General features: G+C 36.8%; 17 protein-coding genes. 3 read left to right on the top strand and 14 right to left on the bottom strand.

The window, feature by feature from the left end:
- Positions 1-4: 4 nt before the first annotated feature.
- The 9 genes from LF886_RS10215 to LF886_RS10175 all read right to left on the bottom strand — a co-directional run bounded on the left by LF886_RS10215 (position 5) and on the right by LF886_RS10175 (position 15,267).
- A complete protein-coding gene (locus tag LF886_RS10215) occupies positions 5-3,433 on the bottom strand; it encodes a hypothetical protein (RefSeq protein WP_236854001.1) in 3,429 nt (1,142 codons plus the stop codon).
- Between the two features lie 7 nt (positions 3,434-3,440).
- Positions 3,441-5,021 carry a T9SS type A sorting domain-containing protein gene (locus LF886_RS10210; protein WP_236854000.1) on the bottom strand — a complete coding sequence of 527 codons (1,581 nt, stop codon included), beginning with the start codon at positions 5,019-5,021 and terminating at the stop codon, positions 3,441-3,443.
- Between the two features lie 325 nt (positions 5,022-5,346).
- A complete protein-coding gene (locus tag LF886_RS10205; protein WP_236853999.1) occupies positions 5,347-5,757 on the bottom strand; it encodes a hypothetical protein in 411 nt (136 codons plus the stop codon).
- 120 nt (positions 5,758-5,877) lie between these two features.
- The gene (locus tag LF886_RS10200) at positions 5,878-6,276 is read right to left on the bottom strand and encodes a hypothetical protein (RefSeq protein ID WP_236853998.1); all 399 of its coding nucleotides are present in this window, start codon (positions 6,274-6,276) and stop codon (positions 5,878-5,880) included.
- A gap of 96 nt (positions 6,277-6,372) precedes the next feature.
- Complete coding sequence (bglX, locus tag LF886_RS10195; RefSeq protein ID WP_236853997.1) at positions 6,373-8,700, bottom strand: beta-glucosidase BglX; 2,328 nt, start codon at positions 8,698-8,700, stop codon at positions 6,373-6,375.
- Between the two features lie 76 nt (positions 8,701-8,776).
- Positions 8,777-9,484: a prolyl oligopeptidase family serine peptidase gene (locus LF886_RS10190; RefSeq protein ID WP_236853996.1), complete on the bottom strand. Its 708-nt coding sequence runs from the start codon at positions 9,482-9,484 to the stop codon at positions 8,777-8,779.
- A 78-nt stretch (positions 9,485-9,562) separates the two neighbouring features.
- Positions 9,563-10,954 carry a glucoamylase family protein gene (locus LF886_RS10185; protein WP_236853995.1) on the bottom strand — a complete coding sequence of 464 codons (1,392 nt, stop codon included), beginning with the start codon at positions 10,952-10,954 and terminating at the stop codon, positions 9,563-9,565.
- A 70-nt stretch (positions 10,955-11,024) separates the two neighbouring features.
- Positions 11,025-12,443, bottom strand: a complete 1,419-nt coding sequence (locus tag LF886_RS10180; protein WP_236853994.1) for a RagB/SusD family nutrient uptake outer membrane protein — start codon at positions 12,441-12,443, stop codon at positions 11,025-11,027.
- Positions 12,444-12,453: 10 nt separating this feature from the next.
- Positions 12,454-15,267 (bottom strand): SusC/RagA family TonB-linked outer membrane protein, encoded by a 2,814-nt coding sequence (locus LF886_RS10175; protein WP_236853993.1) that lies wholly within the window; start codon positions 15,265-15,267, stop codon positions 12,454-12,456.
- A 365-nt stretch (positions 15,268-15,632) separates the two neighbouring features.
- Here LF886_RS10175 and LF886_RS10170 point away from each other — a divergent pair, with 365 nt between their 5' ends.
- From LF886_RS10170 to LF886_RS10160, 3 genes are all read left to right on the top strand, one after another.
- The gene (locus tag LF886_RS10170; protein WP_236853992.1) at positions 15,633-16,304 is read left to right on the top strand and encodes a DUF4197 family protein; all 672 of its coding nucleotides are present in this window, start codon (positions 15,633-15,635) and stop codon (positions 16,302-16,304) included.
- 40 nt (positions 16,305-16,344) lie between these two features.
- Positions 16,345-16,650, top strand: coding sequence for a DUF493 family protein (locus LF886_RS10165; protein WP_103233488.1), 306 nt, complete (start codon positions 16,345-16,347; stop codon positions 16,648-16,650).
- A gap of 64 nt (positions 16,651-16,714) precedes the next feature.
- Positions 16,715-17,188: a hypothetical protein gene (locus LF886_RS10160; RefSeq protein WP_236853991.1), complete on the top strand. Its 474-nt coding sequence runs from the start codon at positions 16,715-16,717 to the stop codon at positions 17,186-17,188.
- 45 nt (positions 17,189-17,233) lie between these two features.
- Here LF886_RS10160 and LF886_RS10155 read toward each other — a convergent pair whose 3' ends face one another.
- The 5 genes from LF886_RS10155 to LF886_RS10135 all read right to left on the bottom strand — a co-directional run bounded on the left by LF886_RS10155 (position 17,234) and on the right by LF886_RS10135 (position 21,579).
- On the bottom strand, positions 17,234-17,584 hold the full coding sequence (locus tag LF886_RS10155) for an ArsC/Spx/MgsR family protein (RefSeq protein WP_236853990.1): 351 nt from the start codon (positions 17,582-17,584) through the stop codon (positions 17,234-17,236).
- Positions 17,585-17,672: 88 nt separating this feature from the next.
- Positions 17,673-18,287: a deoxynucleoside kinase gene (locus LF886_RS10150; RefSeq protein WP_103235575.1), complete on the bottom strand. Its 615-nt coding sequence runs from the start codon at positions 18,285-18,287 to the stop codon at positions 17,673-17,675.
- A 17-nt stretch (positions 18,288-18,304) separates the two neighbouring features.
- On the bottom strand, positions 18,305-19,270 hold the full coding sequence (locus tag LF886_RS10145) for a hypothetical protein (RefSeq protein ID WP_236853989.1): 966 nt from the start codon (positions 19,268-19,270) through the stop codon (positions 18,305-18,307).
- Positions 19,271-19,427: 157 nt separating this feature from the next.
- Positions 19,428-20,453, bottom strand: a complete 1,026-nt coding sequence (locus LF886_RS10140; RefSeq protein WP_236854305.1) for a glutaminyl-peptide cyclotransferase — start codon at positions 20,451-20,453, stop codon at positions 19,428-19,430.
- 103 nt (positions 20,454-20,556) lie between these two features.
- The gene (locus tag LF886_RS10135) at positions 20,557-21,579 is read right to left on the bottom strand and encodes a glutaminyl-peptide cyclotransferase (protein WP_236853988.1); all 1,023 of its coding nucleotides are present in this window, start codon (positions 21,577-21,579) and stop codon (positions 20,557-20,559) included.
- Positions 21,580-21,585 lie beyond the last annotated feature (6 nt).

The following is a 21,585-nucleotide window of genomic DNA, read 5'->3' as shown; positions in this document are numbered from 1 at the left end:
GTGTTTACGGCTTATAGTTATACTTGAATTCTTTGACTACCTTATAGCTGTATCCTCCTGCATTATCTCTTTCTCTTACCTGAACCTGCTTCAATCGGTTGCCATTATCATAAACATAAAGTTCCCTAACTCCTGATGGTGGTGTTATCGTGGTTACCCCCACCAAAGGATCGTAGGTATACTTAGTAGTCATTCCAACGGGCTGAAAGGCATCAAGAGCCAATAGAAGTTCCGCTTCTTTGGTTGGGTCAGCAGCATCTTCATTGGATTTAGCTACGATATTAGCAATCAAACCTTCCACCTGGCTGTATAAGGCTCCTACAATTTTTGCAATCGGCTTGGTTTTATTGTAACCCCAAACAATACTTACAGGTGTACTGTCTTTTTGTCTGTATTGGAGAATATTTCCGGCTTCATCATATTTATCATAGCTCACATCCTTGGAAGAAACAGCAGGATTCAAATTGTCATAAGAATATTCTGATAACGGAAGTACTAAAATTCCGGTCACCGCACTGGGTAAAGTGGTTGGATAAATCGTTTCTTCCCTTGATGTCACTTTGGTGATATTATCTACGGTTTGTTGCGACTTTGTTTCCAATGGAATACCCACCATATTTTTACCGATCATCAGTTGGTTCCCTTTCTCATGAGCATACTGATATGTTTTTTCTGCTGTGGACAGATCCGGAAAAATAGTTTTCTGGCTCGTCACCTGAGTATGTTTTGGATTACCATAGAAATACTGGGTTTCTGTTTTCATCGCAGTTCCATTCAGATAGTCTGTTGTTTTCTGGGACTTCAGATATTCGAAACGAGAAATGTTCTTATACTGCATAATGTCAAGATTGTCCAGTTGATCAGCAAAAGCAATCACTTCGCCTACATTTTTTCCAAAACAGACATCTTTATAAGTCATAGTTATGTTATTGGCACCTGTGGCATGGCAGTTTTTGTACCAATCTGTGGTACTGTAATGATGGGAATGATTAGTGATACAATAAGTATAATCTACTGTTCTGGTAATGTCTTCAGCTGTACAGGTTTTTGTTACATTCTGCCCTACCGGATTATCATAATTCTTTCTGATTGAAAAACCATCTACCTGATATTTACGGCTATTATCTTCTTCATAGTTCATCTCAACAGTCCGAACCAAATTATTTCCGCCATCGAAATATTTCGTCAATTTCTCCTTGCCATTATTCCAACCAAAATTAGTCAGCACTGAGTTTCTGATATTATTTCCATAGAGTACTTTACCAAAATCATCCGATTCTGTTGAATAACAATGTATGATATTTGATTTTCCATCTACAATTTCCTGTACCGTTTTATAAAATACATTGGGATGGGTCGCAAAGAGCTGATTGATATTGGTTGAGGTGATGGTATAGTATGGGAACCTCTCCACCCCCATCGGCACATTACCTCCGTTATTCCCCGGATTAGGAAGACTATTGCATGTTCTTGTATAATACAGCTGTTCTTCAAATTGGGGTTCTCTTAGCACAATAGCTTCAGTGGTCTGCTCACCCAGATCATGGTAAACAAACTTTCTGGTTGAAGCCACCCCATTTTCTGCAGTGTCCACAATTTTAGCAATTCTTACTCCCCCGATAGGTGCCTCTCTGTCTCCTCTCACTTCAAGAGCCTCAGTATAGCTTGCTGCTGCTTCTGCCTGCACGCACACAAAAAGTGTACTGAGATTTAGGGTTAGTACTTCATTTTTTTGAACCAGTGCATAATAAGCATAGGGGGCCGGAAGCGTTAGGGAAGTAGTTGGACTGGTGAGCATGCCGCTAGGCGTTTTTTGATAAAGAGTAACGCTTTGCCCATTGGCACGTTTAAGATTGGCTACAGCACGGTGCTTACCTGCTACTTCCCATTGAGAATCACATTTATCACTATTGAACCATGCTCCTCCGCCTATGGTAATCTCCTCATCTTTAACAGGCATAAATGTTGTAGAGTTACTTACCTGCGGACCGCTGCTTCCTTTTTCCGCACCAATCTGGACCCCGGTTTTACTTTCCGGAATAAGCACTACATTCTTTTCTACAACTGAATTATTTTCATAGAAAAATTCTGAATATCCTTTAGTAGGGTACGTAATCTTTTGGAGCATTCCGATAGAAGTTTTAGAAGGGTCAACACCTCTCAGAGAAGCCTGATAGCCGTTCCAATTCATAATTTTTGGAATATAAGGGATCAAATTGGAATTGTATGTAGCCGCATTGAAATACCCCCATTCATCCCTATTAAATGAAAGCCTCGGCGGAAACTGATCGGGCAGATTATATTGAAAACTGTGCAGGCTGCCTAACACACTATCAGAAACAGAACCCAGAAACAATCGGTTATTAGAAGTTAAGGTATAATTTAAGATAACATCATTGATTATGCTATTATTCACTTTTTTGGTGACCTTTTGCAAACGTTTATAATCACTGCTGCCTCCCGATTGCAGATAGTCAAAAATAATTTCTCCATAGGATGGATTGTTACTGTATATTCTTTTGATCTGCTTGCCATTGACCGTCTGGTTGTGGCTGATCAACTCACTGACCTGCGGGTATCTTATAAATGCGGGGTTTCCACAGGAAGAAAACATAGGTCCTCCGTTGGGACTGGTATAAGATAAAGTCTGCGACTGGCTCATAGTCGCTGTATATCCGCCGTCCACATTCTCAATAAATACAATTTCTCCGGTAGAGGTATCTTCAATTTTTGTCAAATACCAGGCAGTTGTAGAAATACTGATCAAAGAGTGTCCTGCACCAGCTGTGCGGTTGGAGGTTGATTCCTTATCCGTAAAATAGTATTTAGTACCCTCTTCAGTGGTAATGGTAAATGAATCCCCACCACTTACCCCTTCAATAACGACATCCTTTTGGGAATATATGACTGGAATTCCTTTCTTGTCAAAGATAAATTTGATTTGCATTCCGCCAAAATTGGCCATATATAAATCCTGTTCCGTATCTACATTATCATTGGAAGCATCCTGAAAAAACTGCATGGCAATGGGATTATTAGCCCCTATATCATCAAAATTGGTAGGAATAGAAACATTAGACAGATTGTTTTCATCCGGAAGATCACGGATTACCCGAGTAATTACTCCTCCTGAAACCATAGTCCAGCCCAATCCTGTAGAGCCGTTCATATCATCTACTTTTATTCCATTGGAAAAATAATTGAGCCTGATGGGAATATTGATATTTTCAGTTGCGAAGAATGTTACAGGAATATCTACATTGGCATTTCCTGTGAAAAGACTTACCGGAAGATTTCCAAAGGATCCGAGTTTATAAGACTCAGCAGATGGAGGAATGATATTAGGAAGGGTGGACGGTTTACTTCCTGTAGTTTGCGCTAATGCTGTTCCCATGGATAAGCAGAAAAACAAACTTGTTATATTCTTTTTCATTGTGTTTTTATTTCTTGATTAATTTGGCATTCGCTGTCTTATTCGTCTCGGTTTTTATAGTCACCAGATAAGCTCCCTGAATCAAAGCTTGGGTATTGATCTTAGTCACTCTGTTCTTGGTTTTTATACTTTGAAGCTGTCTTCCGCTCATATCATACAAGAGAATATCTGCATCTTTAAAATCAAAACCGATTTCTACATAAGCATAATCTGAAACTGGGTTTGGATAGATTTTGATATCATATTTTTCGATCAACTGGTCAACCTGCTTGTCTCCCAATTTCACAATCTTCCAGTTCTCTTTACCCAGTTCTTCTGCACTGGTTCCGGCCAGAATAATGGAACCATCCCTATTGAGTTTTAAATCAGAAAGCCTTTCCTCCTTCTTCCTGGATTCTCCGGTGATATGCTTTCTCCACTGTTCATTACCATTCTGATCTAAGTACAGCATCCAGAAGGTTTCGTCATCTGTTTGTATTCTTCCTTCAGCCTGAGTGTAGCCTCCCAATAAGATTCCTTTGGAAGATTTGTCATCTGCAGAATGAAGGACACTCATACTCATTAAAATATCACGGTTCTTGAAATTGTAGGATTTCTGCCACTGTTCATCCCCTCTTTCGTTTAAAGAAATCAGCCAAAGATCTGTTCCTTCTTCAATGCCTACGGTTTTGTTTCCTGATCTTTCTGATCTGGATTCGCCACCAATGATGAAACCATTTGAAGTTAAGGCCAGAGTTCTGATGTGATCATCTCCTTTTCCTCCAAAGTTCTTTTCCCACTCTACTTTTCCGTTTTTATCGAGCTTTACACTCCAATAGTCGCCCTCACCGAAGTTGTCGCTTTGTTTTGAGGTTGTAGATAGCAGGTTGCGGGCTGCAGGTTTTTCAGACGGAGCATTACTATTGATTATTGATTGCTGATGGGTTGCTTTAACGGATCCGCTTCTTGAATAAATTCCCAGTAAAGCTCCGCCGTCCTTCGTTGGAATAATTTTCTCGAATTCGTCTAAACCTTTTCCGCCTAAAATTAATTGTGATAATTCTTTTCCGTCTTTATCAAGTCTCATAATCAAGACATCTTTGGAACCGTAACCTTTTGCAGCGTTTTGTATATTTCCGGCAACAAAGAATCCTAAATCGGTTGTTTGAATCACCGCTCTGGCTTCTTCATCAGAAGAGCTTCCCAAGGTTTTTTGCCATAGTTCATCTCCGAATTCATTGATTCTGATCAGCCAGATGTCTGATCCGCCTTTCGAATCCTCTTTTTTATCCAATCCTTTCCCCGAATAGGAGGTTCCGGCTAAAAGAAATCCGCCGTCCTGTGTGGTAACTGTGGCTGATAAATAATCATGATTTTGCCCTGAAAAGTATTTTTCCCAAACTTCATTTCCTTGCTGATTGAGTTTAACCAAATGGAAATCGTAACCGTTGTTTTGTTTGCTTCCTGAAGCCTGCTGTTTATTGCTTTGAATAGAGCTTCCCGTGATCAAATACTGCTGATCAATGGTTGTGGTGACCTGGCTTAGAAAATCCTGTGTAGAGGATTTGATGTCTTTCTGCCATACCACTTCCTGGGCAGAGATGCCCAAAACCGTGCATAAGGTGAATGCACCGATATAGATTTTTTCATTCCTGTGTTGTTGTTTTCTGAATTAGTAATTAGTTTATTGAAACGGTGTGAATTTAATAGTTTTTGAAACACGAAAATCAACTTAATGCAGTTTGCTGTAAATCATACTATTAATAATTAAATCTTCTTTATGATGGAGTAAAGTCTGTGTTATTCTCATGTAAAATTATCTCTACTTAGCGGCAGAAATTGTCGTATAAAAATCTATTTGAAACTAATTAGTTATATACCCACCAAAAAAAAACCACTCTTACGAGTGGTTTTCTATTCTTTGAAATCTGATCTTATTCGTAAATTACTACGTCATTTTTCTTAATTTGGTAGCTTTTTTTGTGAGGAGCTAAAACATAACTGTCTTTAATGTGAGTTCCGCTTTTCCAGATTTTTTCTTTTCCTTCTTTATTCAGGATAATGCTTTTCGCAGCTCCATCCGGGATGAAGACTTCAGCTTTTTTCATGTCTTTATTGAAAATAACTGCGGTCATAGAAGTATAACTTTTATCTGAACTTACTTCTTTTAGTTTTATTTTCTGATTGAAAGTTTTTACACAATCATTTTTTAATTGTGAATAGGTATATCCGGCAGAACCGATACAACCGTGAACATCTCTATCTCCTCCTACTACTGGAGCTTTTTTTTGTGCAACAACTAAGGAACAAAGAAATACGGCACTGAATAAAATTGTTTTTTTCATATATAAGATTTTTTGTTTTTTGATGGGTAAAACTATGTCCCCAAACTGGGTATTAGTTTTGCTCTAAGTTACAAAAAAAGCCACTCATACGAGTAGCTTTCTATTTTTTGCAATCTAGTCTTATTGATAGATCACAACATTATCTTTTTTAAGCTGGTATCCGCTTTTTTTGAAAGGAACCAATACATAGCCGTCCTTTTTCCAAGCTTTAGCTTTACCTCCTGCTCTGGTTAGGATGATGCTTCCTGCTTCAGTATCCTTAACGAAAACCTCAGCTTTTTTCATGTCTTTGCTAAAAATAACAGCAGCTATTGAAGTAGAACTTCCTTTCGGATCAACTTCTGTTAGCTTGATCTTTTGTTCAAAAGTTCTTACACAGTCTTTTTTAATCTGAGAGTAGGTATACCCTGCAGAACCAATACATCCATGTGCATCTCTGTCTGCACCTACAACATGTGTTTGTTGTGCAAATACTAAAGAACCAAGGAACATTGCGCTAAGGAAAATTGTTTTTTTCATATTGATTTTTTTATATAATAATAGTTACCGAGTTATTATTAAAAATCATGCCAAACAAACCATAACACACATTTCTGTGAATAAATTTCTTTTTTATTACTTAGTCCAATTGATCTTTGAATGCTTTACATCAGCAGAGCTGGTACCAATCATAACATCAAACTCACCTGATTCCCAGTCATATTTCAAATCTCCGTTGTAAAATTTAAGAGTTTCAGGAGTGATATCAAAAGTAACTTTTTTAGATTCTCCTTTTTTCAAAAATACTTTCTGGAAGCCTTTCAGTTCTTTTACTGGTCTTGTGATACTCCCTACCATGTCTCTGATATATAGCTGAACGACTTCTGCCCCATCATAATTTCCATCATTGGTTATAGTAACCGATGCCTGAATCGTTTGATTTCCTTTAGGGTTTGTATTCGATACCGCGATGTCCGAATATCCGAATTTCGTATAGCTTAAACCAAATCCAAACGGATACAATGGAGTGTTACATTCATCCATATAGTTGGAACGGAATCTTTGATATTCACATTTATCAGTAAGTTCCTGACTCAATGGGCGACCCGTATTTTTAGCATTATAATAAATAGGAACCTGTCCAAGGCTTCTTGGGAAAGTCATCGGAAGTTTTCCTGATGGGTTTACTTTTCCAAATAAGACATCAGCAATTGCATTTCCAGCTTCAGATCCTGCAAACCATGCATTCAAAATAGAATCAGGAGTATCTTTCACATTGGTTAAAGCTAGTGGGCGACCTGTGAAAAGAACCATCGCAATTGGTTTTCCGGTTTTCTTTAATTCATTTAATAAATTAACCTGGGATTGAGGAATTGTAATTTCAGTTCTTGAAGAAGATTCTCCACTCATTTCTGCAGATTCTCCAATAGCAAGAACGATAACGTCTGCTTTATTGGCTATATCTACCGCTTCTTTTAAAAGTTCTTCTTTAGAACGGTTATCCCGGTCTGTTTTCTTTCCATGCGCTGCATAGATATCCTCCAATTTGGCATCATAATCGATGTTGGCACCTTTTGCAGAAAGGAATTTCACTTCTTTTCCATAGCTTGCCTGAAGACCTTGCATCAAGTTGACAGCTTTATCATGTTTTGCAGCTACACTCCATGTTCCGGCCATGTTGAGTGAGTTGTTCACCAATGGTCCGATTACCGCAACAGTTCCAGATTTTTTCAAAGGAAGAACCTGATTTTCATTTTTCATCAAAACCATTGACTGAGCCGCAACATTTCTTGCAATATTTCTATTTTCCATGCTGTAAACCTCTTTTGCTGCCAGTTTTGCATCACCATATTTATACGGATCTGTAAATAATCCTAAATCATATTTTGATTCAAGAACTCTTTTTGCTGCCAAATCGATTTCAGCCTGTGTTACTTTTCCTTCAGATAAAGATTTTTTTAATGTTGTTAAAAAACCTTCTCCTACCATATCCATATCAACACCTGCTTTCAATGCCAATGCAGAAACCTGCTGAAGATCTCCCATTCCATGGTCAACCATTTCGTTGATACCGGTATAATCGGTTACCACAAAACCTTTAAAGTTCCATTTATTTCTTAAAACTTCTGTTTGAAGCCATCTGCTTCCTGTTGCAGGAACTCCGTCTACTTCATTGAAAGAAGCCATTACAGAAGCTACCCCTGCATCTACAGCCGCTTTATAAGGAGGAAAATATTCGTTAAACATTCTCACATGACTCATATCAACCGTGTTGTAATCTCTACCGGATTCACCAGCTCCATATAATGCAAAGTGCTTTACACAAGCCAGTATATTTGTACCATTTGCAAGATCTTTGCCCTGGTAACCATACACCATATTTTTAGCAATTTCACTTCCTAAATACGGATCTTCACCGGAACCTTCGGAAACTCTACCCCATCTTGGCTCACGGGAAATATCCACCATTGGAGAAAATGTCCAGTTGATCCCATCAGAAGAGGCTTCTTTTGCTGCTACTCTTGCTGACTGCTGAACTAAATTCATATCCCATGAAGCAGCTACACCTAATGGAATTGGGAATGTCGTTTCATAACCGTGAATAACATCCATTCCGAAGATCAAAGGGATTTTAAGACGGCTATTTTCTACCGCTACTTTCTGAACGGCTCTGATTTTTTCAGCTCCTTTTATATTGAATAGTCCACCGACTAAACCTTGTTCAACTTTTTTACCGATGTCGGAACTTTTAGCCAATCCTGTAGTAAAATCGCCTGAACTTGGTAAGTTAAGCTGTCCGATCTTTTCGTCTAATGTCATTTTTGACAAAAGGTTGTCTACAAAAGCTTTCTTTTTAGCCTGATATTGAGCCGTCTGATAAGCCTGAACGGGCTTTGTTACCATTTCCTGGGCTGAAAAAACAGGTGCCAATGCTAAAGTGGCGATTACAATTAACTTTTTCATAAATCTATCTTCTTAAATTATTGTTTTATATTTTTTAATTCAACGGATTTTTTTTCTTCAATTATTGTGTGTCTGGTTACTTTTCTTTCTTTTTGGACAGCATCCATTCATAAAGCTGCGGGTTTGAATAGGCTGAGTCCCATGAATTGTGATTGTCATTCGGGAAAATAACCAATTCTGCAGTTGGATTTACCGGATGCAGCTTTTGATAAAAATTAAAAGCATTTTCCGGAAGTACAATATCATCCATTCCGCCTTGAAACATTTTCATATTCAAATCTTTAAATTGATGGATATTAGCCGTCATTACCTGATCTGTAGGGGCACAAACTGAAGCTACTGCAGCAAACATTTCCGGATGTTCCATTGCCAGCTTCAAAGTTCCCCAACCTCCCATAGAAAGTCCTGTAAGATATATACGGGATGCATCAATTTTATATTTCTTCTGAATTTCCTTGATCAGATTGTAGACCGTAACAGTATCCCACCATACCCCTTCGGGACATTGCGGGGCCAAAATAGCCACCGGTTCTTTGATCAGGTTTTTATACGTAAACGGGCTGTGTGCTTTTACCAGCTCAAGATTATTTCCACGTTCACCGGAACCATGAAGAAAGACAATCAAGGGTACATTTCCTTTTGTATTCTGAGGATAATCCAGAATGTAGGGCATTTTTTCTGTCCTTTTAATTTCTTTATTTAATTCTCCTTTTATTTCCTGCGCATTCATTTGCATTGAAAACGGCAGGAGTAAAAGGGGAAGATGTTTCAATTTTAGTTTCATATTGTTATTTAGGTTTTGGCTAAAGCCAATGGATTTGATCTTTTTTATTTAAACAGGCTAAAGCCCATTTCTATTGAATTATTTTATTCCATATTTGGCTGACTGGAAGCTTAATTTTTTCAATCCCTGTTGGATTTCCGGAGCATTCATGAATAATTTCCATAAAAATCCTGTTCTGTAGTTTTCGATCATTGGAGCAATTGTTCCCTGATCGATCGCTAAATATCTTGGTGTCGTCCAATTGTCATAATTGATCGAAGTGGCATCGTAAGGACCTGCAGAACCGATGAATTCCGGCTTTTGGGTATAGATGAACCTCAGGAAAGCCATTGACTCTTTGGGTGAATACGGAAAACTGCTCAATGCAGCTGTAGGAGTGATTACACCGTGGTCATTTTGTGGAAAGTGAGCATCGTAACCAACACTTCCATCTTTATTCCTTGAATATCCGGCTGTTAACCCCCAATAATTTGGTCCGTAGCCTTTCCATTGTTTTGGATTCTCAACACAGTATTTGTAGTCGATAAGGACTTGATTTTTATTTAAATCAAAATAATTTTTAATTAATTTATCAGATAAATTTGTTGGATCTAAGCCAATGTATGAATATTGCGTCCAGAATAATGGTCCTCCATATTCTTCAGCTCCATTGTGTTTCACGTACATTGGAAGTCCGTATTTTTCTTTATCTGAAAGGTAAGTTCCATTTCTGGTCCAACCTTTATAATACGTCTCCGCATCGATAGAATAAGTTGGCGAAGAGGCTGCTAAAATATAGGTAATGAGACATTCATTGTATCCTTCGAGAGGAAAATTCATTTCCCATTGGTATTCTGGTGACCAGTGCCAATACAATACTTTTTCACCTCCTTTGGTATACCAGTTCCATTGAATTCCCTTCCATAGCTCATCGCATTTTGCAGCTAATGCTTTTTCTTCCGGAGTTCCATTTTTAAAATACTCACGAACCATCAGTATTCCTGAAGTAAGGAATGCGGTTTCCACAAGGTCACCTCCATTATCTTTTTTACCGAAAGGAACAGTTTTTCCTGTCTCTCCGTTGATCCAATGTGACCAGGCTCCTTTGTGACGATCTGCCTTTGCCAGAAAATCCATGATATGTGTAAGTCTTTTTACAGCATCTTTCCTCGGAACAAATCCTCTTTCTACCCCTACCAGAATCGTTGCCAATCCGAATCCTGAGCCTCCTGTAGTGATAACATGTTTATCATTATCCGGATAAATATTGTCTTCATGATAACGTTCTCTTCCTAACATCGACTTTGGTTCAGCATAGTCCCAAAAATACTTAAAGGCATCTTTCTGTACTCTGTCCATCAGCTGTTCATCAGTAATATTACTTTTTACAGCTTCAGTTTTTCCAATTTCCTGTTTTGCTACAGAAGCATTTTTACAGGAATACACAAAGAATAAAGAGGTAACGGCAATTGATAATAGGTTCCTTTTCATGAGATCTCTTTTATTGGGTTCTAAAAGAAGAGGAGAACTTTCATTCTCCTCTAATGTTTATGATTTATTTTTAATAGCCAGGATTCTGTGTAAACAATCCTGTACTTTCATTCATTGCATCCAATGGAATCGGGAATAATTCGTTCTTCCCTGCTTTGAATCCATAAGAAGCAAGTACAGTAGCCGCCTGCCCTGTTCTTACAAGGTCTACAAAACGATCACCTTCCATAGCAAGCTCTACTCTACGCTCATGCCAGATTGCTGTTCTTAATGCTCCTTGCGTTGTAGCCGTGGTTCCTGCTAATTGAGCTCTTGTTCTTACCTTATTAAGGTTGGTAGTTGCTGTAGAGGTATTACCCATTTCATTAGCTGCTTCTGCATTAATTAACAGAATCTCAGCAAATCTCAGAATTCTGATATTTTGTCTTGAACCATAGTCACAAGCACTGTTATTAAGAGCTTTTGGAAGATATACCTTTTGATTGAACGTTGTTACAGAATTCGGATCTCCCATTGCAATAAGATCTCCTTCCGGTGTCGTTTCACCATTTCTAAGAATTGTTAATTCTTTTCTGATATCTCCTGGCTCAAATGCATTTTCCAATGCTTGAGAAGGAGTAAAGAATCCCCATCCAAACTGATCTCTTACTCCTTGTACCTGAGCATATTGACTACCTCCGAATTGAGATGAACATTCACAGTTTACTTCAAATACTGATTCTTTTCCAAATTCTCCTGCGATTCTGAATACATGATTGAAATCTGGATCTAAATCATACCCCATAGACATTACCTGATTAGAAGTCTCGTATGCTTTCTGCCAATCTTTTTTGTACAGATAAACTTTTGAAAGCAATCCTAAAGCTGCTCCTTTAGTTACTCTTCCAAGATCAGCCGCTGCATAGCTCTGAGGAAGGATAGCTGCAGCACTGGTAAGATCTGAAATAATAAAGTTATACACTTCTTCTGCAGAGTTTCTAGGAACTTTATAGGTAGAAGGAATACCATCAAAAATAGGAACTCCACCATAAATTCTTAATAAATTAAAATAGAAATAGGCTCTCAGCATTTTTGCTTCAGCAATCAATCTTGTCTTTAAAGTGGCATCCATTTCAATTTTCGGAACATTGGTAATCACTTGATTACATCTGTTCACAGCCTGCCATTGTCCTATCCAATACCCTCTTACTCCTTCATCACCTACTGTATACGTAAATTGATCATAAGCATTAATAAAAGATCCATCCCCAGGGTTAGATCCTTTCACCACATCATCTGCCGGTACACCGAATACAAACTGATAAGGGAAAGCTGAATTTTCCCAACTTCTTAAAAATATATAAATCGCATTAGTAGCCTGCATTGCATCTTCCTGAGTCTTAAAAAAAGATCCTGCTTCTGTAGCTTCTTCCTGTTTTATATCCAGATAATCCTCTTTACAACTTATCACTAAAGAAAATAAAGCGACGGATAAAAATATTTTTTTCATGTTCTTCTAATTAAAATGTTAAGTTCATACCGATTGTATAAATGGCTGAAATTGGATAAATATTATTATCAACCCCCATTTGTACTCTGTCTGTATTCATAATCTCAGGAGAGAATCCGTGGTATTTAAAGCTTGTCCAAGGGTTCTGAGCACTTAGATAAAGTCTGAATTTCGTAAGCAATAAGGATTTTGCAAAGTCTTTCGGTAAATTATACCCTACCGTAATATTTCTGATTCTGAAATAACTTCCATCTTCCACAAAGAAACTGCTTGGAAGAATAACAGACTGATTATTGGTAGTCATTGGATATGCATTGGATGTCCCTGCACCATTCCATCTGTTATTGTAGAAATCAAGATCCCAGTTTTCATTTCCATAACGCTGTTCGCGGTTATAGTTATAGATTTTATTTCCGAATACTCCCTGGAAATCTACTGCAATATCAAAATCATAAACATTTAAATTAACTCCGAAACCATAAGTTCCTTTCGGAATCGGGCTTCCTAAAAATGTTTTATCTCTGGAATCAACAACTCCATTTCCATCCATATCTGCAAACTTAAGCCATCCTGCTTTTGCCCCAGTCTGACCTGATGCAGCAGCTTCTGCGTCAGTTTGGAATACCCCATCAACCTGATAACCATAATATGATCCTACAGCCTGTCCGTTTTGTAATCTTACAATAGAATTTCCAAATAAGCTCGCCCCTGTATTCAGATAAGAACCTTCATATACGGAAGTAATTTTATTTTTAAGGGTGGTAAGGTTACCATAGACTCCTAATTTTACTTTATCTGAAATTTTAGTATCATAATTTACAGATACTTCAAAACCTCTGTTATTAAATGAATAGGCGTTTGTAATAAAGTTATTCCAGTTACTTGCACCGGAAACTGTACCTTGTACAACACCATATACTACATCTTTAGTATCTTTATCAAAATAGGTGGCATCAATTTTCAATTTATTATTGAATAAGCCCATTTCTAAACCAATATCCCTACCCGTGGTAGTCTCCCAACCAATATTTGGATCAATAACCTGATCAATGGTTTGTGCCGGGAATCCTGTATTTCCAAAATAAGCACCTTCTTTGAAAATAGAGGTAACAAGGGTATATGCTCTTGTTACATCAGGGTTTCCTAGTTTACCCCAGCTCGCTCTTAATTTTAATAAACTAAACAGGTTTTGGTCACTCATGAAATTTTCTTTCGAGATAACCCAACCGGCACTTACTGCAGGGAATATTCTGTGTCTATCCCCTGAAGAATACTTAGAAGTACCATCTCTTCGCACAGATCCGTTAAGTAAATATTTTCCCTTATAATCATAATTAATTCTACCAAACATAGATTCTATTCTATCCTGATAAGGAACTACTGTTCTTAAAGGATCATAAGTAGTGGAAAAAACTTCCGTTCCATTAAATACATTTAAGGATTCATTGTTACCATTATAATATACATTATTGGCATCTCTATAAGTCTGAGCATAAGAGTTTCTTGTTCTAGAGAACCCGGCAAGAATTTCAAGATTATGATCTCCTAATGATTTTTTCCAGCTTAAGGTATTATCCCAGATATAATTTCTGCTTCTTGAATCTCTTGTGATCAATTTATTAGGCTTCTGATCAGAAACAGGAACATAACCGAATGTAGGAGTATACTCATACTCGTTTTTATTATAATTATCTGTTGTATAGCTTATTCTTAAAGTAAAGTCATCCAAAAACTTATATTCTGCCCAAATATTATTTAAAAGTCTTTCTTGTCTGATCTGAGAACGATATAGATCTAATACAGCTCTTGGATTTGGGATAGAATATCCGTTAAAGTATTGATAACCTCCTGTACCTGGATTCATCACAGAGAAAATAGAAGGTGCATTATAAGCATTCAGTAAAGGATTTTTTGCCTGATCAGTACGCATTTTAGAAAATGTAAAATTGTTACCGATGGTCAGGTTGTCAGTAATCTTATAGCTAAGATTTAATTTGGTATTAAACCTATTAAATCCTGATCCTGAATTGATTCCTCCTCCTGCAGCAATATTACCTTCATCCTGTAAATTCCCTATACTCGCATAATAATTAAGCTTTCCTAAGCTTCCAGAAGCAGAAAAATCATTGGAATTAATGATACTTGTTCTGAAAATTTCGTTGAACCAATCTGTATCTGCAGGGAAATTTGCTCTGGAAAGTGCTCCATTAAGATTTCCGTTATCATTCATCAGCTTCTCATTATAAAGCTGAATGTATTGGTCGGAATTAACCATCTTAGGAACATTGGTAACCTTCTTAATTCCTAAATAAGAATTGAAATTGAATATTGGTTTCCCTCTTCCTGTTTTTGTTTTAATAATTACAGCTCCGTTGGCCGCTCTAGCTCCGAAGATTGCTAAACTGGAAGGATCTTTCAAAACACTCATGGATTCAATATCCTGAGAACCAAGGAAAGAGATGTCATCTGTGATCATTCCATCAACAATGAATACTGTTTTACCAGTAAGGGAACCTACTCCCCTGATATCTACTCTTGGTGAGCTTCCAGGCGTACCGGAATTTAGAATCTGTACACCGGATAATTTACCTTGTATTGAACTTATTGGGTTAGCGTTCGGTTTATCGGCAAGATCCTTTGCTGAAATCATTCCGATACTTCCCGTCACGTTTTCTTTTTTCTGAGACCCATATCCGATCAAAACTACTTCCTCGATCTTCTGCTCTTTGGCAGTCGTATCTTTTGGAGTAGTCTGTGCATTGACATTCATACCGAAGTACAGAACAGCAATGAGACATGAGTACTTTAAGTTACTTTGTTTCATATAGTTTCAATTTTATTCAAATAAATTCAAATTTGTACCTGTCTTAAATAGTGGAGTTATTTAAAATCTCAAAAAAAGACATTAGCCAAAAATATAAAAAATATCCTACAATGTTAATTTATCTTAAACATTTAAAAATTATCACCTTTTATTAGACAAAACCCGACAACTCATCAAGTTTTATAATTTTATATTCAAAATAATTATGAATTAAATAGCAAATTATTAATAGCAAATTAACATTTTTAACACAAAAATTCACCAAACAAGCACTTGAATTTAATATTTTGTTAAATAGAGAATAGTAATTACCTTTGGTGCAGTTTTTGAGAAAAGCATTTAGGAAATAAACAATAAAAAGATCAATGAAAAAATATATCATTGCAGCCGCTCTTTTGATCGGGACTGGTGCTGTCATTACCACCACTGTACAATCTTGTACATCACTGGCCACATCAGACATGGGGCTTTCTATTATTAAAAGAATCCTGCTCAATGGTATTGATAAAGGAATGGGAATCTACGGAAACAAAGAGGCCTTTCTTCAGAATAATATGGTAGACAAAGCACTTCCAAAAGAACTGAGAGACATCAACTCTATGCTGGAAAAAGTAGCTCCGTCGCTGGTAGCTAAAGAGAGAGATTATATTGCACAGGCAGCAGCTTATACAGTAAACACCTCAAAACCTATTTTACAGGATGCTGTAAACAGCCTGAACGCTCAGGATGTAACAAGAATCATGCAGGGAACTACTGCTACACAGATCCTGAAGGAAAAGACCTCCCAGCAACTTATTTCTGCTATTGCTCCCAAAGTAGATGAGAAACTGAATGAATATGGAATTGTAAAAACAATCAATTCAGCATTATCGGGAAGTAATTTTCTAAGCGGTCTTTTAGGAGGAAGTAAAAATACAGTGAACTCAGGTGGATTGAGCCAGTTGGCTTCTGAACAACTAGTCAATGGATTATTCAATATTATTGAAGATTATGAGCACCAGAACTCCAAATCTCTGCTAGGACCATTTGGAAAATAAGAGAAATTTCGTTATATTTATATTATATTAACAATTGGAGATGGACATATTACAAGGAAATCAACACGCAAATCCTGAAGATTTTTATAAGTCTTTGAAGGAGAAACTGGAGGATCATCATGATTTTCCGGAAGATTATTTATTTAAATTTATTATTCCTACAGATCAGTCAAAACTTACTGAAATTTATAAGGTTTTTGATGGTATCAGATTCACATTAGGAAACCGTGAAAGTAAAAATGGAAAATACACTGCCTGTAACATTAATGCATTTGTTTTGGATGCGAACCAGGTTGTAACAATTTATCAGGAAGTTGCAAAAATAGAAGGCGTTATTCTATTATAAAAACACAGACCGTTTCATAGTAATGAAACGGTTTTTTATTGTATAAAAAATAAACAAGAACAGCATGAACATCCAATTGATCCTATTTAATGTTATTTTGGGAATATCTTCCACCAGCTGTATGCATCAAAACAACAGGGGAAATAACGAAGCGAATATCACCTCTGAAGTCCAGAAACAAAGAATTGAAAAGATCCAGTTAACGGAGAGAACAAGAGGATTCAGCAAAAGCATTGTTCTTACCTCATCTTCAAAAACAGTGAATACGAACGAAGTGATAGATAACTCTAAGACCACTCCTTCAGAATGGAAAAACATCTCCAAGCTGGCGGAAAGTATTGCCTTATCCAAAATAGCAGATCTCCCATCACCAACCACAGGAAGGCATTCTGACCGTGCATTGGCAGCTACCATTATTATTACTTCCAATGGAACGGATTACACTTCTGGAAGTTTCGACTCCGGCTACCCTCCAAAAGAGCTGGAAGCTTTATATAATGCTATCATGGGAACCCAAAATGAAAAGAAAGCTCCATAAAATAAAAAAATCCGCTCTTCTATAGAACGGATTTTTTTTGCTATTTTATTTCTCAATAAAGAATTTCACATTTTCAATAGGCCTTCCCAGCATCGCGACTGAGCCTTTTACCAAAATTGGCCTTTGGATCAAGGATGGATTTTCAGAAAGAATCCTGATCCATTCTTCTTCAGGATAATTTTTATCTGCGTAATTTTCAAGATACATCTTATCTGTTTTACGAATGATATGAAAAACACTCTGATTCAGTTTTTTCAGTACAGTTCTTATCTCAAGAATACTTAACGGATCCTCAACAATATTAATGATCTCAAAAGGTACTCCGTTTTCGTCAAGATACTCCAGTACGGCATTTGACTTTGAACAGTTCCCGTTATGTAAAACTTTAACTACCATGATATAATTATTCAAAAAGTTAAACTTGTTTTAAACAAATTTAGAAAGAATTAAATTGAGTATGTCTTAATGTTCTGATAAAAATATGTTAAAACAGCCCGTGAAGTTCTGTTTCAATTTTCTCCAGAATCAGCCCGAAATCTTCCGGCTTTTCAACAAAATCAAGATCATCCACTTCAACGATCAGAAGCTTTCCTTCTGTATAATTGGAGATCCATTTTTCATATTTCTGGTTCAGCTTTGAAAGGTATTCAATACTGATAGATGCTTCGTACTCACGACCTCTTTTGTAGATTTTTTTTACCAGATTGGGAACATCTGATTTCAAATAGATAAGCAGATCTGGAGCCGATACAAAAGACTTCATCAAATCAAAAACGGACGAGTAATTATTGAAATCTCTGTCCGAAAGAAGATTCATATCATTTAAGTTTTCTGCAAAAATATGGGCATCTTCATAAATGGTACGGTCCTGAATGATATTCTTACCACTTTCTCTGATCTCCTTCACCTGACGGAATCTGCTTCCCAGGAAATATACCTGCAGTGCAAAACTCCACTTGCTCATATCTGAATAAAAGTCTTCCAGATAAGGATTGTGATCTACGTCTTCAAATTGTGCATCCCATCCGTAATGCTTAGAAAGCATCGTCGTCAAAGTTGTTTTTCCTGCTCCGATGTTTCCGGTAACTGCAATATGCATATTCTTTTTCCTTGTATTTACTGATTAATAAGCTTTTCTACTTCTACAGACTGAACTTCGGAAACATCTTCAATCAATTTCTGTAGGGTATTGTCTGAAGGTTTCTCTACTGTATTCTCATTGGGTTTTTCTTCAGTTTTTTCTACGGGTTTTTCTGTAGAGGGCTGTAGAGTTTCCGGCTGAGCGTCCAGCTGTTTTTGCTGTTTGGCTTTCTTTACTTTTTCAAGGCTGTAAAGATAGAGTTTGTTCCCTTTGATTTCAAAATAAGAAAGGATGTTTTTATCCACAATTTGTGCATCCTGATCTTCAAAAACGGTTACCATTCCTTTTTCAGGAACATATTGCGAAATGAAATTATTCGCAATGACCAGAATGGCATCATTCTCTCTTCTAAATCTTTTCCCGTTATCTAAGGGTGCTTCGAAAAGCTTTTCAAATTTCAGGCTATAAATCCTGATGTGTTTTCTCGTTAAAATATAGACTTTATTTTCATAGACCAACATATCCGTCAGATCCTCAAAACTAATGTCAAAAGGGTATGAATTGATGGTTGTATCGTTTCGAAAATTATACTGTATCAGTCGTTTTGTACTGTCATCCAGAAGCCACAACTGTTGCTGATCTTCAGCATAAGCCATTCTTATAAAACCAAATTTCTGCTTAAAATCCAGCTTTTGAATTTCATTCATATTCTGGTCTACGAATTTCATATCCTGTGCATTTTCAGAAAACAAAGGCACATTCAGAGGATTTTGAACCGACTGCACTTTGTAGGGAACAGTAAACATCATTTTGCCAATCTGCTTTCCTAAAGAGTCATATTTGGTAAAACTAAAATCTTTGCTTTTATAGATATACAGACTTCCGTAGTCATCGGCAAGCATATCTTTGGCTTCCTTCAATTTTAAAGTATCCAAAGGAATAATATTCTGCGCCGAAACCGTACAGAAAAGGAAAAAGAATAGTATGTTTAAAAACTTCACTCTGTTTTTTTAATGTGTTGAATATACTGAAAAATAATTTCATCCAAAAGAGGGTAAAACCTAATAGAATCTTCTTTACTATTAAGCAAAATCGAGACCATCTTGTCGATGAAAAAAGAACATTCTACCCCATGTAAACCTTTTGATATATTGAAGGTTACTTAAAAGAAATTTCATAAATTTTTGACCAGTTTTTACCTGTCACCAGCATGTTGTCCCCTTTAAATGCAATTCCATTTAAAACATGTTCACTGTCTCCTCCACTATTCTCCTTTGTCAGTTGGGTAAAATCAAACTTCCCTACAACTTCTCCGGTTGCTGGATTAATCTTCAAAATAACTGGTTTATGCCAAACATTGGAATAGATAAAACCATTGTGGTATTCAAGCTCATTGAGCTGAGTATAAAGCTCTGAATTTCCGGCAACAGCTATAGTTTTCACTACTTTTGAAGGATCATTGATATCTAGAAAATAAAGATTCTTTGAACCATCTGTAGCGATCAGGTTATTCCCATCATAGGTCAGTCCCCATCCTTCTCCAATTGCATCAGGCAATGGAAATTCAGATATTTTTTTCAACGTGTTTTTATCATAAACAAAACCAATTTTATTCTGATACGTCAATTGATACACCTTATCTCCTACAATGGTACAACCTTCCGAGAAAATCTCAGCAGGCTGCTTTGCGACAATTTTGGGAACAGCCGATCCTAAAGTATATTTTATAAGCTGGGAAGATCCTTTCATCCCGTCACTTTCATATACTGTATTCCCTTCAATCAGAAAACCTTCAATAAAGTTTTTGGGATCATGAGGGTAATCGGCTACTATTTTGTAGGGAATATTCTGTTCGGGGATTTTTGAAAACACATTGATGGTAGCATCCTGATTCAGGACTTCACCTCCTTTTGTTTTGATGATAAAGATGACATTGTTATCTCCCAAAGTGAAAAACTTCGGATCAATTGTTAAGTCCGTTGTTTCTTTATCTCTGAAGCTGACCGCTATGCTTTCTGTATTTTCTGTAATTTCTTTCGGCAATTCAATTTTATCTCCGAAATGATAGCCTTTTTTCTCTTTTGAGTTGTTATAATCTGCCAGAGAATCAAGCATTTTTTCGTTGTTACTACATGAGGCCAGCAAAAGAACTGCGACAAAACCAACAGTGATATTTCGCTTAATAAAATTGTTAATCATTTATCAAAAATACTAAAATTTTAATCCTTAAAAAGGAAAATAGCGCCCCATAGAGCGCTACTATATTTTTCATTAATCCATGAAGATCTTATTTGATCTGAACTTCATAGATCTTTGGCCAGTTTTTCCCTGTTACCAGCATATTATCTCCTTTGAAGGTAATTCCGTTCAATACATCATCACTTCCTTTGGTATTCTGTTTTGCAATTTCTGTAAAGTCAAACGTTCCAACGACTTCTCCATTGGCAGGGTTGATCTTTAAAACAATTGGCTTCTGCCATACATTCGCATAGATAAATCCGTTGTGGAATTCCAGTTCATTCAATTGGTCATATGCCTGAGAACTTCCTGCAACAGCAATATATTTGATCAGTTTTGAAGGGTTATTTACGTCGAGGAAATACAATAGTTTACTCCCGTCAGAAGCGATAAGGCTTTTTCCGTCATACGTCAATCCCCAACCTTCTCCCAATACATTAGGATAAGCAAATTCTGACAACAGCTTTAAAGAACTTTTATCATAGATATATCCTTTTTTACTCTGCCATGTCAATTGATATACTTTATCTCCTACGATGGTACTTCCTTCAGAAAAGTCTTCCTGAGCCTGTTTGGTAGAAGCAAGCGGAGTGGTTGTTCCCAACGTATATTTTAAAATCTGAGAAGATCCGTTTTGCCCGTCACTTTCATAGATGGTGTTTCCTTCGATCTGGAATCCCTGTACAAAATTTTTAGGATCATGAGGATATTCTGCTACAATCTGATATGTGATATTTTTTTCAGGATTTTTTGCAAATACATTGATGGTAGCATCCTGGTTCAGGACTTCCCCCCCTTTTGTTTTGATATTGAATGTAACGGCATTATCACCCAGTGTAAAAAATTTCGGATCAATAGTCAAATCCGTTGTTTCTTTATCCCCGAAACTGATCGTTACGCTTTCTGCATTTTCTGTCACCTCTTTCGGAAGCTCAAACTTATCTCCGAAGTGGTATCCTTTCGCCTCCATAGAAAGATTATAGGTATTTAATGTATTAAGAATCTCTTTATCCTTATTACAAGATGCCAATAATAAAATCGCTGCGAAACCTGCTATTATATTTTTTTTCATTGATTT

Origin of the sequence: Chryseobacterium sp. MEBOG07 (assembly GCF_021869745.1) — a bacterium.
In the GTDB taxonomy this organism is placed as follows: Bacteria; Bacteroidota; Bacteroidia; order Flavobacteriales; family Weeksellaceae; genus Chryseobacterium; species Chryseobacterium viscerum.
Note: the sequence above shows the minus strand (reverse complement) of the source record. Positions and strands in the feature narration are given on the sequence as shown.

Coding starts and splice junctions, on each gene's coding strand:
- LF886_RS10215 (WP_236854001.1), bottom strand. CDS start 3,433: ATGAAAAAGAATATAACAAGTTTGTTTTTCTGCTTATCCATGGGAACA.
- LF886_RS10205 (WP_236853999.1), bottom strand. CDS start 5,757: ATGAAAAAAACAATTTTATTCAGTGCCGTATTTCTTTGTTCCTTAGTT.
- LF886_RS10200 (WP_236853998.1), bottom strand. CDS start 6,276: ATGAAAAAAACAATTTTCCTTAGCGCAATGTTCCTTGGTTCTTTAGTA.
- bglX (WP_236853997.1), bottom strand. CDS start 8,700: ATGAAAAAGTTAATTGTAATCGCCACTTTAGCATTGGCACCTGTTTTT.
- LF886_RS10190 (WP_236853996.1), bottom strand. CDS start 9,484: ATGAAACTAAAATTGAAACATCTTCCCCTTTTACTCCTGCCGTTTTCA.
- LF886_RS10185 (WP_236853995.1), bottom strand. CDS start 10,954: ATGAAAAGGAACCTATTATCAATTGCCGTTACCTCTTTATTCTTTGTG.
- LF886_RS10180 (WP_236853994.1), bottom strand. CDS start 12,443: ATGAAAAAAATATTTTTATCCGTCGCTTTATTTTCTTTAGTGATAAGT.
- LF886_RS10175 (WP_236853993.1), bottom strand. CDS start 15,267: ATGAAACAAAGTAACTTAAAGTACTCATGTCTCATTGCTGTTCTGTAC.
- LF886_RS10170 (WP_236853992.1), top strand. CDS start 15,633: ATGAAAAAATATATCATTGCAGCCGCTCTTTTGATCGGGACTGGTGCT.
- LF886_RS10165 (WP_103233488.1), top strand. CDS start 16,345: ATGGACATATTACAAGGAAATCAACACGCAAATCCTGAAGATTTTTAT.
- LF886_RS10160 (WP_236853991.1), top strand. CDS start 16,715: ATGAACATCCAATTGATCCTATTTAATGTTATTTTGGGAATATCTTCC.
- LF886_RS10155 (WP_236853990.1), bottom strand. CDS start 17,584: ATGGTAGTTAAAGTTTTACATAACGGGAACTGTTCAAAGTCAAATGCC.
- LF886_RS10150 (WP_103235575.1), bottom strand. CDS start 18,287: ATGCATATTGCAGTTACCGGAAACATCGGAGCAGGAAAAACAACTTTG.
- LF886_RS10135 (WP_236853988.1), bottom strand. CDS start 21,579: ATGAAAAAAAATATAATAGCAGGTTTCGCAGCGATTTTATTATTGGCA.